The sequence below is a fragment of the Sutterella wadsworthensis genome, assembly GCF_003315195.1.
GTDB classification, from domain to species: Bacteria; Pseudomonadota; Gammaproteobacteria; order Burkholderiales; family Burkholderiaceae_F; genus Sutterella; species Sutterella wadsworthensis.
In genome coordinates, this window is sequence record NZ_QNRV01000003.1 from 92091 (window position 1) to 107831 (window position 15741).

A 15741-nucleotide genomic window follows, 5' to 3' on the forward strand; every position below is an offset into this window, starting at 1 on the left:
CTTCACCGTTTTTTAAATCAACGGTTTCACGCCGTGAGCCCCCTTGGCCTGCCACGTCTCAAGATCGGCCGCGGCAGCGCCGTCGACATACATCGGCAGACGCGGTTCTCCGTTAAGCAGAAGACTCTCAAACTTCTCGGGCGGCACGATCACGAAGTCGTAGTCCATGGCGACACACTTAAGCACCTCATCCATGGTTTCCGCGCGGGCACCTACCCAACGATAGCGGCGGTCACGAACGACTGTTGCGGCCAATGCCTCACGCGTCAGTGTTAAGAGATCATCAGACTCCTCAAACACTTCCGGCAGTTCGACACGATTCACAATAACCTGATCCACCGGGAGCATCAAACCCGGCGTGCGTTCGTCAGCCGCATAAAACCCGCACTGCTGACCTTCCTTAGGCACCGGCGTGCCGGCAAAGTCATGCGAGCGGCGAAAGTGCAGACGCACATGCGCATGAGGATAGCGGTGCTCCTTCACAAACCACGGCGTCGAGTAAGAAACCGCCAGACCGAGTTCTTCATTGAGTTCGCGCGCGAGCGCCTGATGAACGGTTTCACCCTTTTCAAGCTTGCCGCCCGGGAATTCCCAGTAACCCGCATAGGGCTTGCCTTCGGGGCGGGAACTCAACAGCATCCTGCCGTCTTCACGAATAAGCACGCCGACGGCCACTTCAACAATGTTGTCGCTCACAGAAAATCTCCAATAGTTCGCGCGCGGTTCCCGCGCACGCAACTTGTTAATTGTCCTCCATCACGCCGATTTATGCTTGACTGCCGAACAGGATCGCTGAGCAGATCGCGCCTGTCTCAGCGAAAATCCGTAGACAGCGATATTTTTTTATGGGTTCACCTTATCAACCACTGCACAGGCATTGAGTGTTCGCGGGAAGCCAAGGTAGACAACAGCGCACTGAAGTGCATCGATCAGATTGTCCTTCGTGTTCCCGCAGCGAAGATTTGCCGCAGCATGAGCACTAAGCTGTGCCTCACAGCCTCCGAGCGCCGCAATCGTGCAAAAAGTAGCCAGTTCGCGTTCGGCAATCGAAAGACCTTTGCGGGTATAGAAATCGCCGAAACACCAACCGGAAAGATCATCAATCATCAGACTGCGGCGCTCTGCCGGCGTCGTCTGATGCATGCGGGTAATTTGCTCACCAAAAATTTCCGTCTGTACTGCAATCCCCTTTTGCAGACGATTCTCATCACTGACGACAGTCCGACTTTCAAGCGGCAGCGCAATACCCGCCGCCGTCATGGCAGCATGAACGCCGGCCAACACTGCTCGAGTTCGCGCCATGCCGGCATAGGGAGAAGCATGAAAGACCGCCTCCTCAATGTCGCCGGGCGCCAATCCATCGGCGAGTGCGGCTGCCGCAGTGCGCTCGCCAAGATCCTCAAACCCCAAACCGGCGGCGACAGACAACACAGCCAAATGCTTCTGTCGGATTGAAAGTGAAGCACCGCGCTTCGTCAGAAGCGTCATACGGTCTTCAATCGCATCAAAGTCGGGCGCGTTTACCTTTGAATTTGAATCCGCTGCATATGCCGCACCGGCAGCGCCGGCTCCGACGACAGAAGCCGCCATCGGCAGCGAAAGCACTTGCCTGCGGGAAAAGTTCGTCATTTCCGCCTCCATTGGGATGTTTGAATGAAGCATCAAATGCAATGCATACATTCTGACAACGCCACGGATCCGCGTATCTGCTGATTCTGCCTAAAAATCAGATGAAGCCGCTCTCATTGCGTCGAGCAATTTCATGCCCAAAAGCGAAATCCCAAACGACCGCGCCCTAAATGGATGGAGAGCTCTTCTGAACCCTCCAGCCAAGCGTGAACCGCTTCAATATTGGCACCTGACTGCTCGGGCTGACGCAGACCCTCATAAAGAAGTGCATTGGCAATCCGCACCGAAACAGGCGTACGTTCAAAACCCGCTATGCCTGTTGTGAGGAGCACCGAACGAAGAAATTCGCTCAGGACTCGCGGCCGATCACTTTCGGCAAGCTCCAACAATTCACGACGAAAAACAACCAATGCCGGAGCAAGTCGTCGCGCAGCATGCGCCGCCTCCTGGGCAGAATCAGCACCTTCGAGCACGCAGGGCAGCGCTCCTATCGCGGCACCGGCTCGACGGGCCAGAGCCCCTAATGCAGCTGAGAGAGCCGCCTCTAAGGGCGCTCGCCGCGGATCCTCCCAGCGCATGACAGGATTGTCATGATGGGCAGCCGTCGAAAAAAGCAGCAGCACGTCACCTGGTACTGGTCCCGTACGAGCGCGAAGTGCTTCAGGTCCCGCGAGCCAAAGCGGTCTGGCCATATCTTCGAGTACGGGGCGGCCAACATCCGCGTCAATGCCGGCAATCCACACCATGCTGCCAAATCCTGGGTTCGGCGCAAAAAAGCGCGCCGCAGAGACTGCAACCGCCCCGTCCGTCAAACGAAACGGGATGGAGACGGAATCAGCACCCGGGCCCTCCGGCGAGCTCGTTTTTTGAGCGGACATTGCTCGTTCAAGCCGACGGAGCTCTTCTCCCACAGGGAAATGCATAAAGACGGGGCCTGCCGACGCAAATAGGAGATTAGATTCGGCAATGCCCAGCCGCTCCGCAGCCGCATGTGCAAACCCCTGCGCGGCTGCTGTTGAAAGATCTCCGCGGCCTGCGCAGCCCGAGCCCGCCGTAATCAGCAGTCTGGACCCTGCACCAGTCCAAACTTTTTGAGCGGCTTGTACAAGTCTTTCTGCGGCGCCGTCATCCGGATAGGCAGAGCCGAGCATTGCGCCAGTCGCGACTGTCCATCGTGCCGGCGGCGTAAATTCTGCGCACCAAAAATTTCCGGCACTTCGCCAGACCGCTCCGGGAAGCGCAAAGCGCGGCAGTTGATGATGGGATGCAGCAGAGTTCATGCCAATTTGGAAAAAGAAACGTTCACCCAAAGCATACCGCCCGGCAGCTTTTCTATCGAAAAACCGTTCCGGGCGGTGAACTCCGCCGCCCCCTCAAGAGAAGGCCGCGGTCATCAAGGTTCAGAAAGCAATCAACGCAAACGGCCGTGGCAGTCCTTGAACTTCTTCCCGGAACCGCAGGGGCACGGATCGTTGCGGCCGCAATGACGGAAAGCCGCCTGCAAGCGAGCGTTCTCGTCCGCGCTCAGCTGATCCAGAGAACTGCCCTGATCATTCGGCGCATTGAGTCCCTGTGAAGCGCCGGCGTCAGCGAGATGCGATGCATCGGCACGAGCCTCGCCGCGGGCAAGATTGTCTTGCGCAGCAGCCTGCGCTTCTTCAGGCTGTTTGATCTCAACGCGCATGAGTACCGTGGTCGTCGTTTCACGGATCGAGTCGAGCAGCTGCTCAAACATCGTGAAGGCCTCGCGCTTATATTCCTGCTTAGGCTGCTTCTGAGCGTAACCGCGCAGGTAGATGCCCTGACGCAAGGCGTCCAAAGCGGCAATGTGCTGGCGCCAGAGCTGGTCGATCACCTGCAGGAGCACCGAACGGCCAAAAGCAGCGAAAGCGTCATGGCCAACCAGCGTTTCCTTAGCTTCATAGATCTCGTTGGCACGGTCAATAAGCGCCTTCAGAAGATCTTCATCCGTCGTCGCAGTGTCCGCGTCGAGCATCTTCTTGAAGTCGATTTCAATGCCAAACCCGCTCTTGAGTTTGTCGTTCAATGCATCGAGATCCCACTGCTCTTCAACGGTATCCGCCGGCACAAAGCTGCGGAACAAATCGGTGAAATAACCCTCACGCAGATTCTTGATGAGCTCACTGCAGTCGGTCGCTTCAAGAATCTCATTGCGTAAGCCGTAGATCTCATGGCGCTGATCGTTCTGGACATCGTCAAACTCCAGAAGCTGCTTGCGGATGTCGTAGTTGCGGCCTTCCACTTTGCGCTGTGCGGATTCGATCATGCGAGTCAGCATCTTCGACTCAATCGCAACGCCCGGCTCAAGCTTGAGCCGATCGGCGATGGCGCGCATACGGTCGCCGCCGAAAATGCGCAGCAGCTGATCTTCCATCGACAGATAAAAGCACGATGAACCCGGGTCACCCTGACGGCCTGCGCGGCCGCGCAGCTGATTATCGATACGGCGGGATTCATGACGTTCGCTGCCGATGATGCGCAGGCCGCCGGCTGCCACGACCTCGTCATGGAGCTTTTGCCACTGCGACTTCACCTCAGCGATGCGCTGCGCTTTTTCTTCTGCGGAAAGCGTTTCGTCAGCTTCAATCGCACCTACAGCCTTGTTGATGCCGCCGCCGAGCACAATGTCGGTACCGCGGCCAGCCATATTGGTGGCGATCGTCACCATGCCGGGACGACCGGCATCCAGCACGATCTGCGCTTCGCGTTCATGCTGCTTGGCGTTGAGCACATTGTGTTCAATGCCCTCTTTCGTGAGCAGCTGCGAGAGCAGTTCGGAGTTTTCAATCGAGGTCGTGCCGAGCAAAACCGGCTGTCCCTTCGCGTGACATGCCTTGACGTCCTCAACGATGGCCTGATATTTCTCCGTCACCGTACGGTAGACCTTGTCTTGCTCGTCGATTCGTATCATCTTGCGATGTGTCGGAATAACGACAGTTTCAAGACCATAAATGTCCTGGAATTCGTATGCCTCAGTATCCGCCGTACCCGTCATGCCTGAGAGCTTCTCGTACATGCGGAAGTAGTTCTGGAAGGTAATCGACGCCATCGTCTGATTTTCGTGCTGAATGCGCACGCCTTCCTTAGCTTCGACGGCCTGGTGAATACCTTCGCTCCAGCGACGCCCCGGCATCAAACGGCCCGTAAATTCGTCCACGATGACGATTTCACCGTCCTGCACCACATACTGCTGATCGCGCTTGAAGAGCGTATGGGCCTTCAGGGAGGCCATCAGGTGATGCATCAAAATGATGTTCTTCGGCGAGTAAAGCGATTCGCCGGGACCGACAAGACCGCGTTCTGCGAGGATCTTTTCGAGCTTCACATGGCCGGACTCGGAGATATAGACCTGATGGGCTTTTTCGTCGACCCAATAGTCGCCTTCGCCCTTTTCCTCCTGCTGGCGCGTGAGGAGCGGCGGAATTTCGTTGATTCGGAGGTAAAGATCCGTATTGTCATCGGCCGGCCCCGAAATGATGAGCGGCGTACGCGCCTCGTCAATCAGAATGGAGTCCACTTCGTCGACAATCGCAAAGTAAAGACCGCGCTGACGGCGCGCGGAGACGTCGTACTCCATGTTGTCGCGCAGATAGTCAAAGCCGAACTCATTATTCGTGCCGTACGTAATATCGGCCGCATAGGCTTCTTTCTTAACCGCAGTGTCCTGCTGCGAAAGAATCTTGCCGACGGAAAGCCCGAGCCAGTGGTAAAGCCGCCCCATCCAGTCCGCATCGCGCGAAGCCAGATAGTCGTTTACGGTCACGACATGCACGCCTTTGCCGGCCAAAGCATTTAAATAGACGGCAAGCGTGGCGGTAAGGGTTTTGCCTTCACCAGTGCGCATTTCAGCAATCTTGCCGTCATTGAGCACCATGCCGCCAATCAGCTGCACATCGAAGTGGCGCATACCGAGCACGCGCTTAGAGGCTTCGCGCACAACCGCGAAGGCTTCCGTCAGCAATTCGTCCGTGGTCGCACCCTTGGCAATACGGTCGCGGAATTCCTGAGTCTTGGCCTGCAGTTCGGCGTCCGAAAGCGCCTCCATGGCGGGTTCGAGCTTGTTGATCGCAGCCACTTGGCGGCGGTACTGCTTAATGAGCCGCTCGTTGCGGCTGCCAAAAATCTTGGTTAAAAGTTCGTCAAACATGTTTTCGCTGGAATTCTGCGTCGCGGCGTCTGCTGTCACGGCAGGCGTCTGCTTGGGTTTTAGGTCTGCCTCGAGAATAGAGCCGTCAAAAAAAGCGGAAGTCTTATCAATAAGACTGCTGCATTACATCCTGCTTAAGGCAGAAAACGCATCCATGCGCCTCAACCCATAAAGCATCGGGCACCATCTCGAGTAGACTTCTCCAAGAAGGGCTAGGCGCTCCGGCATGCTGATGGAAAAACCGTCCAAGACGGCCATATTCCCCAGAGAGCCGAGCACAATTGAAGGATTATCGCATTTTTGCGATCCTGCAATGCCGCCACTGAGCCCGAATTCATTGCGGAATAATGCTTTCCGCTGCAGATTGTCCGGAGACCCTTTTCGTGCCTAGGCTTCGCTCGCTTCCTGCCGGCTTTACGCTCAGAAACCGCGGCTTCCGCTCTCCGGAAAAGTCACTCGCCGAATCGAGTGCCAGCGGAAAGCTTCTTGCCGAATACGAACTGGCCTGCCGCGCCGGCAAAGCCATCATGCCGCTTATTGACCAGCTGCGGCTGCCGCTCGACTTTTCATCCGGACGCGGTGTCCGGATAAACACTCAAGGCACCATTACCTTCATCACTGACAGCGCTGCTCAGCAAAGTCGGTTAAGAAATCTTTCCAAACGAATTCTTGAAAATCTCGTTACGGCAGGCGTCCCTGTTGTGGCGGTTGACTTCCGTAACCGCGGACGCCGCTCCACACTCAATGAAGCTGAAAAACCTGAGCCGATCCGAACCCCTTCACTCATTGCCGCTGCAGAACTTGAATCCTCTGCAGCCCGGCTGATCAATCCTGACCTCAAACACCAGATACTCGCACTCGCAGCAGTGCTTCGCCCTCGGCCCGAAGAAATGCCGCTGGCCGTTGAAACGGCCTTGGAAGGCACGATTGAACGCATTGATCGACTGATCGGGCGTACCGATCGAATCAAAACACTGCTGCCGAGTGCTCCGGACGCCAAACTGATTCCCGATGAAGCCTCTGCCAAGGCGAACCCCGTACTGGCCGCCGTTCGCTCACGTCAGCGCGCACGGCTCGCTCGGCGTACGCTCGCAGAAACCGAAACGAATCAGATCGCCGAAGAAGCCCGGCAAGCGCTGACGCTGCTGAAGACTGCACGTGAAAAATTGATGCCGCCCGCAGCAGAGGAGGCCGCAGCGGAGCTGCCGTTCGAACTTTCTTCCAAAGTACTCGACGATGCCGGCCAAAGCGCCGTCAGCGCCGCACTTAAGATCGCAGGATGGACGGCAAGACTCAACCAAGTGGAGGATCGCCTCACACTGCCTCTGGAAGAAGCCGTACAAACGCTTGCCGCCAAGGGAACACCGCCAGCCGCCGCCAGCCCCTCACTTCCGAACGCCGGAACGCCGGAGGAGCTTTCGCCGGCAGTGCTTCGCAGCGAGCTCAAGCGAAAAATAAAAGTCCTGCAAAGCAAACTCTCCGAAACGCTTTCGCAGATAAGACATATCGGCGTGCGCATGCCCGAGCTGCCCGATATTCTCGCCGCCGACAGTCGGCTGGCCCAGGAAGCCGCAGATCTCGCACGAGCACGCGAAAAAGGCGACTCGCAGGCTTTGGCTGTTGCGCTCTCGGCAGAAAGCTCCCGCAAACTCCTCTCGTGGGAGTCGCGTCTGGAAGTGAAAAGCCGACTCGACACGCTCGAGCAAACTCTGGCAGCCATGTCCAAGCGTTTTCTGGCCGACCGGCCTTGGCTGCTCGCGCCTCGGTCCAAATACGCCGACGAGCGTCCTGAGGCAATGGAAACGCTGCGGAAAATCGATCGACGGCTGATCAATGAAGAAGAGGCACTCTCAAGCATGTCCGCAGAGATTGAGACATTGGCAGAAAAAGTCGAAATTCTCCGCGGAGATCTCCCTGACGACGCCCTGAGCGGCATCAACCCCTTGGAAGGTGCGCTTCTTGAATCGCTCAAAATCGTTTTTGCCCGTCTGCGCAGTCTGGAAGCTGTCCTTGGCGGACGTCTCAATGAATCCATCATTCCCTCGGAAGCAGAGGCCGAAGCAGACCCACAGCTCGCCGCCATCCGCGCGCGTCAACTCGCGCGGCTTAAAACCTGGGATAACCGTGCCGCACTCCTTGCCGCCGCCGAGCAGTCGGCAGCCGCTGTTGATCGAGTGCTCACCGCGCCGCGCGGAGAGGGATTGTCCCCAGAACTCGCCGCTATGCTCGAGCGGGCGGCCGCAGAAGTGGTCGAACGTTTCGAAGCAGCTCGTGCTGCCATAGACCCCGACGCCAAGCCCCTTGAGCTGCCCGATCTTTTCGGCGCGCCTATACCGGCCGACGAAAAATCGGAGTCTGCCGCCCCGCACGCCAGTCAAACCGCTCGATCGGCGGAAGATGCCGTACAGGCAGCGGCCGAGGCAGAGGAGGCCGAACAGCTGGAACTTCGCACCAAGCTCGAGGAGCTGCTAACCATTATTCCAATATGGGCCGACCGTCTGCCGCGCATGCCGGACCCCAAACTCATCCCGAATGAAGCAGAGTGCGCCGGCAATCCGCAGCTCTCTGAACTGCGAAGCCGTATGCTCAGCCGGCGCAGTCGCCGTGAAGATCTGCAGGCACGTCTCAGCAGTCTGCACGAAGCTGCGCTTAAGCTGCGCGAACGCCTGGGCAATCCTCTCGCCGACGCTGCCGAAACGGGCCGTTATGCTGCCGCACTGATGCGTGACGCCGACCGTTTTTCGGCAGACCTTGGCAAATAAAAAGCCGCAGGCAGCGTCATACAGCCCGCGGCTTTGCGTTTTCCGTCGGAAAATGCACAGTTAGAACGGCAGCTTCCCGTCATCGGGCGCTTCAGGACGAACCGCGGCAGGCTGAGGCCAAAAATCAACCGGACAGTCCTTAGCATGTTCGAATGTTACGGTTTCAAAGGCTGAAGGATCCGCTAAAAGTGCACGCAGCAGCTGGTTGTTGAGGCCATGCCCCGATTTTTCTGCAATGTAATGCGCAAGCAGCGGCGCGCCGAGCACATAAAGATCCCCCATTGCGTCCAGGATCTTATGCTTCACAAATTCACCTTGTTCGCGCAACCCTCCGGGATTGAGCACCCGGAATTCATCCATGACGATGGCGTTGGACAGTGAGCCGCCTTGCGCAAGACCAATTTTGCGAAGCATTTCCACATCCTGAACGAACCCGAATGTCCGGCACCGCGATACGGCCTGTTCATAGTTGACTTTGGAAAAGTCAATGTCAGCATATTGATCCGTAGCGTCGATCGCCGGATGACCGAAGGCAATGCGAAACGACAGCCGGAAGCCTTCGTGAGGTTCCAGCCGAGCCAGTTTGCTGCCTTCGCGCACCTCAACGGGCTTCAGAATACGCACGAAGCGCCGCGGCGCCTTCTGCTCAACAAGCCCGGCGCTGTGAATGAGATAGACGAAGGCTGCTCCGGATCCATCCATGACGGGGATTTCCGGCGCATTGACTTCAACGAGACAATTGTCCACGCCAAGTCCCGAGAAAGCACTCATCAAATGTTCAATCGTCGCCACCGCCGCACGCCCGACGTTCACGGTCGTTGCCATGCGCGTGTCGTTCACATTCATGGGCGCAGCAGGAATATCGACAGGCGGATTAAGGTCAACGCGGCGAAAGACAATACCGGAATCTTCTGGTGCCGGATGAAGCACCAGACGGATTTTGCGGCCGCTGTGCAGACCGATGCCGACAGCGGCTACAGACTCGGCGAGCGTGCACTGGCAGAACATGACTCAATACGCCTCAGCTCAAATACTTCGGAATGCTGAATTTCGGCGCCCCTGTCTGCGCGGCTTCCTCATCGGTCTTCTTCTCCGTCTTCGGCGTGCCAAAGATCGTCGGCGGTTCGTCAGACGAAGGCTGCGAAGCTTCAGCAGCAGATGCGGGCTGACCAATTGCCGGCGCAGCGGCGGGTGACGTTGTGTCAACGGTCGTCGTCGGATCAATCGGGCGATCGAGACCGGTTGCGACTACCGTAACACGCACTTCATCCCCCATTTCCTCAGACATAGCCGAGCCAAAGATGACGTTGGCCTGTTTGGTGACAAAGGTATTGAGTACGCCCATCGCCTCGCGAATTTCCGCGAGCGTGAGACTTTCATTGCCAGTGAAGTAAACAAGCATGCCGCGCGCCCCCTGAAGGTTGGCTCCTTCGAGCAGCGGACAAGCGATGGCCGCTTCCGCAGCTTTGCGGGCACGATCGGGACCGGATGCCGTCGCCAGGCCGATGATGGCGCTGCCGCGCTCGCTCATGACGGTCTTCAAATCTTCAAAGTCGACATTGATCGTGCCGGGCGTATGAATGATTTCCGCGATGCCGACGCAGGCTTTGTAGAGCACTTCGTTGGAGGTTTCAAAGCATTCTTTCATCGTGGCGTTCGGCGGGCATTCTTCTTCGAGCTTCTCGTTCAGAATGACGATCATCGAATCGACTTTGCTCTTGAGATTTTCAATGCCTTGTTCGGCCGTACGCATACGGCGAGCGCCTTCAAAACTGAAGGGCTTCGTCACCACGGCCACCGTGAGAATGCCCAATTCCTTCGCAATCTCAGCAATCACCGGCGCAGCGCCCGTTCCCGTACCGCCGCCCATGCCGGCCGTAATAAAGAGCAGATTGGCTCCGCGGATCGCTTCCGCCACCTGTTCGCGCTTTTCCTGTGCGGCAGCCGCACCGATTTCCGGACGCGCTCCCGCACCCAGTCCGGTGCTGCCGAGCTGGATGTTGACGTGAGCCTTGGAGCGCTGCAGTGCCTGATGGTCCGTATTGGCAGCGATGAACTCAATGCTCTTGGCGCCGTGGGTAATCATGTGCTCGACGGCATTTCCGCCGCCGCCGCCCACGCCGATCACCTTGATCACGGTTTTGAGCGGGTCAAATTCAGGAAGAACTTCAAAAGGCATGTCAACCTCGTTAATGGAATTGGTGAATTATCCGTTCTTTTTGGCCATTCTGCGGACAGAGAAAGCGTTGGACACGTCAATAGTCGCCAATGAAGAATGTCTTCAGGCGCTCACGGAATCCCTGCCGACGCCTGACGCCCCATGCATTCTCTACACCGAGCGCACCGGCGTCGATAGCACACTGCACTAAGCCAGCAGCCACTACCGAATCAGGCCGCTGCAGCAGCGCCGACTCGCCTTCTGCGCGCCGGGGCAGTCCAATACGCACACGTTTGCCCATTTCCGCCGCAGCCGCATCAGCGATGCCCGGGAGCATGGCTCCGCCGCCGGTGAGCACCACGAGTTCGACATGGTCAAAAGCTCTTGCATCAATAAGCAGCTGTCGGTAGAGATGGAAATATTCTTGTGCGCGCGCCGCAAGGGTCTTCACGAGCAGATCCCGGGAATAAAGGCGTGAAAGCGCACCGTGAGATTCAAACTGTACAACTTCACCGGCAATAACCTGCGACAGACGGCACTCCCCCGAATTGCGCTTTAGTTCCTCGGCTTCCTCAAGACTGATGCCGAGAACCATAGCCAAATCGCGGGTGAAAATTTCAGCGCCCCAAGGACGCACGTCAGTGAACTGTACGCGTCCCTCAGCCATCACAATGATCGATGTCGTCTGCGCACCGATATCGATTACCGCTGCGCCGCATGTTTTTTCGGTTTCGGAGAGAACGGCCTGAGCCGCTGCCCAGGGATGCGGCTCATAGTTGATGACCTCCACTCCGGCGCGCTGAATACAGCGCTTCAGATTGTCGGCATTGGTTTTGGAGCCGTAAAGTGCATGCACATAAGCCTCAAGCTTAGGCCCCACCAATCCGATGGGACGGGCAGTCATCACGTCGCCGCAGCGGAACCCCTGCGGAATCAGTTTGATGACAGTGCTGCCTTTGCCTTCTCGCATGGCGGCGAGCCGAGCATTTGATTCGGCCTGTTCAACGTCTTCCCGAGAAACTTCTTGCCCGCGAAGCACCGTTTGTCCAACACAGTTGGCGCTCTGCAGGTACTTGCCGCCGATGGCCGCCCACACACCGGAAAGCTGAACTTCAGCCGTGTACTGCGCTTCCTGCACAGCCTTGCGAATCGATTGAACAGCTTCTTGTACATCAACGACGCACCCTTCCTGTACGCCCGAAGAGCGTGCATTCCCCATGCCGATCACCCGCATGGAACCCGGTTCTGCGCCAGGTCGCGCGACGATGCAAAGCACTTTATCCGTGCCGATGTCGAGGGCGGCAAAGAACTCGCGGCCGTGATCCTGAGACTTCATGAGAGCAATGGATGGGAAAGGAAGGATTCGAAAGAAGGATATTGTAGGACGTCATATGACGCAGTGAGCATTTAGCGGGCAGCTGCACCGCCTTCAGTCTCATGCGACTCGCTCGATGCCGCATCCGCGGCATCATCCGCAGCCGATGCTGCCTCAATATCGTCCACTGAGTCTTTGCTTGATGACGCTTCCGCTTCTGCCGCCGCATCCGCCGCGCCATCGGCATCCCCAAGCGATGGACGAGCACTGCTCTGAGCGGACGCGGCCTGCACGGATGCCAGATATTCCGCCACCTGTTCGCGATTGACCTTGCCGGCTGCAATCGCCCGACGATAGCGGGCATCGAGCGAAGCCGGCGGTCCGCCCATAATTTCCACAATTCGCGGATACGCTTCCACCACCTGACGCAGACGCTCCTCAACGGCTGCGCCGTTAGCATCGCGTCCGAGTTCAATCTTTGTGGGGGGAATCGTCGGACTTTCTATCGTAAGCGTCCAGCTGCCTCGGTCTGAAAGCTCCAGTTCGGTAATCTTGGCGGGAATATGTTCCGTCAGTCCGCTGAATCGGCGCCAGCGGCGAAGCATTTCCGGTACGGCCTGAGCCTCCCCGCGAAACGTTGGAGCCCCGGCCGTTTCCGATCCTTCATCAGGATTGGCCGAAAAAAGCTGACCTTCACCGCTGACGAGCCGGCCGTCTTCATAGACAGCCGCGGCTTCGTATACCGTCACATCAATCATCAGCGCGTCGGGCCAAACACGGCGCACTGCGGCGTACTGCACCCAGGGCACCGTTTCGGCGGCATCTCTGACGGCCTTCAAATCAACCGTAAAAAAGGTTTTACCTGCAGCAGCGGGCTCCACTGCTTCCTTTAACCTCGCCAACGGCACCTTCTGGACGTCCCCGGTCATCTCCAGCCGCTGAAGCATGAAGATCCGCCCATCAGCGGCCTCTCGCACGACAAGCGCGCCCAGTATGAGCACAGTCAGGAGTCCCGCCACTCGCGCCGCAGGAAGCCCCCATCGCCGAAGACCGTAACGCATGCGTTCGGCCGCACCGAGACGTTCGCGCGGCACAGGAGGAAGTTCATCCGCAAATTCAGGCGTGCGGCTCCCTACATGCAGATTGTCCGCAGCTGCCCGCTTTCCTCTGGCAGCAAGCGTCGGCTCCTGCCGCCCCAGACTGTCCTGAGGCAGGGGGATCTGTCGCAAAGGATTGCCGGCAGCGTCGGTCCGTTCAGTTTGCGGTACGTCCATCTTCGGTCAAAGCGCAGATCAGATCAAGCAATGTCCGTGCGGGCGAGTCCGAGCACTCTGAGGCAGAGGTCGGCATAGGACAGCCCTACAGCACGAGCCGCCATCGGCACGAGCGAGTGCGGGGTCATGCCCGGCGACGTATTGATTTCGAGCAGTGCAAATGTTCCGTCAGCACGTTCAAGCGCGTCGACTCTCGACCATCCGCGGCAGCCGAGCACTGCGAAGGCTTTCTCGCAAGCAGCAGCAAGCGCTTTCGCCGAAGCCTCTGGAAGCTTTGCCGGACACTCGTAGCGCACCACATCCGTGTAGTACTTATTCTGAAAATCGTAACTGCCTTCAGGAGCACAGATCTCAATCACGGGGAGCGCCTTGCCATCCAGAATGGCCACCGTAAACTCGCGCCCGTGAATGTACTCCTCCACCAACACCTCTGCGGCATCACGCTCAGCAGCTGCATTGAGCGCAGCTCGCAGCGAATGAAGGGAAAGCGCATCGCGATCGAGCTTGGTAACACCAATCGAGGAGCCGTCATGACCGGGCTTAACGACAACGCCGTCAGCACCAAACTCGGCAATGGCACGCTCGAGCTCAGCATCCGATGCGGCTGCCGTCAAACGCACGCCCGCAGGCACGGAAATGCCGTTGGCACGCCAAATGTTCTTCGTAAGCTCCTTATCCATCGCAATCGCCGAAGCCGTCACGCCAGGACCGGTATAGGGAAGACCTATGCAATTGAGGAGTCCCTGTACGGAGCCGTCCTCGCCCAAGGTCCCGTGAAGCGCAATAAAGGCGGCATCATATGCGCCCTCTTCCAGACCGCCCACGCTGTCAACAGCCGGATCCCAGCTTTCAACCTCCAGGCCCTTTGAAGCCAACGCCTCCTTTACGCCGCGCCCCGATAGAAGCGAAACCTCACGCTCAGAGGAAATGCCTCCCTCGAGCACTACAACGCGTTCAAGACGCGGTTCTTCTGCTTGGGTCATTTGCAGACTCCTATTTTTTATTCCATCAGAGACGACCGGCGAGTTTCGGCGCCGCACGGCCAATTGAGCCCGCACCCATCGTTACGACAACGTCACCGGGCTCTACGAGCGAGCGCACGGCATCGGGCACTTGATCAACATCCACCACAACGGGTTCACTGCGGCCAGAGGCTTTGATGGCCTCGGCAAGATGGTGACTGTCTGCACCGGGGATGGGGGCTTCCCCCGCAGGATAAACATTGGCCAACACGACGCCGTCGACATCCTCAAGGACCTTCACAAAATCATTGAAGCAGTCGCGCGTACGAGTGTAGCGGTGCGGCTGGAAAGCAACGACAATGCGGCGGCCGGGCCACGCACCGCGTACTGCCGCGAGGGTTGCCGCCATTTCGTGCGGATGATGACCATAGTCATCAATCAGTGTGAAGGTTCCCGTGATGCGGCCATCCGCATCCTGAATAGGAATATCACCCCACTGTGCAAAGCGCCGGCCTACGCCCTTAAATTCTGCCAAGCCGCGCTTGATGTCTTCGTCCTTAACGCCCGCCAAGGTCGCGATTGCGACCGCCGCCAAGGCATTGCGCACATTATGTACGCCCGGCAGGTTCAGTACGACGGGCAGCGGCGGATGATCAGGGCGAAGAACCGTAAAACGCATGCGCGTGCCATCGGCCGTCACATCAATTGCGCGAACGGTAGCGTCATGAGAAAGACCGTACCCAATCACGGGTTTCGTTACGCGCGGACGAATCGAGCGAACGTTATCGTCGTCCATGCAGAGCACGGCTACGCCGTAAAAAGGCAGACGTCCGAGAAAGTCCACAAAAGCACTCTTTAGTTTCTCAAAGTCGTGCCCATAGGTATCCATGTGGTCTTCGTCAATGTTGGTAACGGCAGCAATAACCGGCGTGAGATTCAGAAACGACGCATCAGATTCATCGGCTTCGGCCACCAGAAATTCGCCCGTTCCCAAGCGAGCATTCGCGCCTGCGCTATTGAGTTTTCCGCCGATGACAAAAGTCGGATCCAGTCCGCCTGCGGCGAGCAGTGATGCGGTAAGCGAGGTGGTCGTCGTTTTCCCATGAGCGCCTGCAATTGCAATGCCGCGGCGCAGCCGCATTAATTCAGCAAGCATCACCGCGCGCGGGACGACTGGAATATCGAGTTCACGAGCAGCGGTAACTTCTGGGTTGTCAGCCTTTACGGCCGAAGAAACGATCACTGCATCCGCGCCGCGGATGTTCTTCTTGTCGTGTCCGAGCGAAATGCGCGCCCCCAAAGACTGCAGACGTTCAGTCACGGGCGACGCAGCGATATCCGAGCCGCTGACGACATAACCTAAATTGAGGAGCACTTCGGCGATGCCGCTCATGCCAGCACCGCCGATCCCGACGAAATGCAGATGATTGACCAGAAACTTCAAGGTGGTTCTCCGTAAAAGGGGCAAATATT

Annotated in this window: 11 protein-coding genes; 1 reads left to right on the forward strand and 10 read right to left on the reverse strand. The window is 57.8% G+C overall.

All coding sequences use genetic code 11. From position 1 onward, the window contains the following. Window positions 1–12 precede the first annotated feature (12 nt). The 4 genes from DES29_RS12665 to secA all read right to left on the reverse strand — a co-directional run bounded on the left by DES29_RS12665 (window position 13) and on the right by secA (window position 5797). A complete protein-coding gene (locus DES29_RS12665) occupies window positions 13–696 on the reverse strand; it encodes an NUDIX domain-containing protein (RefSeq protein ID WP_021994838.1) in 684 nt (227 codons plus the stop codon). A 147-nt stretch (window positions 697–843) separates the two neighbouring features. After that, a complete protein-coding gene (locus tag DES29_RS02650) occupies window positions 844–1629 on the reverse strand; it encodes a carboxymuconolactone decarboxylase family protein (RefSeq protein WP_021994837.1) in 786 nt (261 codons plus the stop codon). A gap of 131 nt (window positions 1630–1760) precedes the next feature. After that, window positions 1761–2909, reverse strand: a complete 1149-nt coding sequence (locus DES29_RS02655) for a sugar ABC transporter permease (RefSeq protein ID WP_236578859.1) — start codon at window positions 2907–2909, stop codon at window positions 1761–1763. A gap of 131 nt (window positions 2910–3040) precedes the next feature. Next, window positions 3041–5797, reverse strand: a complete 2757-nt coding sequence (gene secA / locus DES29_RS02660; RefSeq protein WP_113854417.1) for a preprotein translocase subunit SecA — start codon at window positions 5795–5797, stop codon at window positions 3041–3043. A 383-nt stretch (window positions 5798–6180) separates the two neighbouring features. On the opposite strand from secA, the gene DES29_RS02665 reads away from it, so the two are divergent. Continuing rightward, window positions 6181–8559, forward strand: a complete 2379-nt coding sequence (locus DES29_RS02665; RefSeq protein WP_021994834.1) for a coiled-coil domain-containing protein — start codon at window positions 6181–6183, stop codon at window positions 8557–8559. Window positions 8560–8619: 60 nt separating this feature from the next. Here DES29_RS02665 and lpxC read toward each other — a convergent pair whose 3' ends face one another. The 6 genes from lpxC to murC form a co-directional block, all read right to left on the reverse strand. Next, a complete protein-coding gene (gene lpxC, locus DES29_RS02670) occupies window positions 8620–9567 on the reverse strand; it encodes a UDP-3-O-acyl-N-acetylglucosamine deacetylase (RefSeq protein WP_005430956.1) in 948 nt (315 codons plus the stop codon). Between the two features lie 13 nt (window positions 9568–9580). Next, window positions 9581–10738 carry a cell division protein FtsZ gene (gene ftsZ / locus DES29_RS02675; protein ID WP_005430957.1) on the reverse strand — a complete coding sequence of 386 codons (1158 nt, stop codon included), beginning with the start codon at window positions 10736–10738 and terminating at the stop codon, window positions 9581–9583. Between the two features lie 76 nt (window positions 10739–10814). Next, window positions 10815–12053 carry a cell division protein FtsA gene (gene ftsA / locus DES29_RS02680; RefSeq protein ID WP_005430958.1) on the reverse strand — a complete coding sequence of 413 codons (1239 nt, stop codon included), beginning with the start codon at window positions 12051–12053 and terminating at the stop codon, window positions 10815–10817. A gap of 71 nt (window positions 12054–12124) precedes the next feature. After that, the gene (locus DES29_RS02685; protein ID WP_021994832.1) at window positions 12125–13306 is read right to left on the reverse strand and encodes a cell division protein FtsQ/DivIB; all 1182 of its coding nucleotides are present in this window, start codon (window positions 13304–13306) and stop codon (window positions 12125–12127) included. 23 nt (window positions 13307–13329) lie between these two features. Then, a complete protein-coding gene (locus DES29_RS02690) occupies window positions 13330–14289 on the reverse strand; it encodes a D-alanine--D-alanine ligase (protein ID WP_005430961.1) in 960 nt (319 codons plus the stop codon). A 25-nt stretch (window positions 14290–14314) separates the two neighbouring features. Next, window positions 14315–15712 carry a UDP-N-acetylmuramate--L-alanine ligase gene (gene murC, locus DES29_RS02695; RefSeq protein WP_005430962.1) on the reverse strand — a complete coding sequence of 466 codons (1398 nt, stop codon included), beginning with the start codon at window positions 15710–15712 and terminating at the stop codon, window positions 14315–14317. Window positions 15713–15741: the final 29 nt, after the last annotated feature.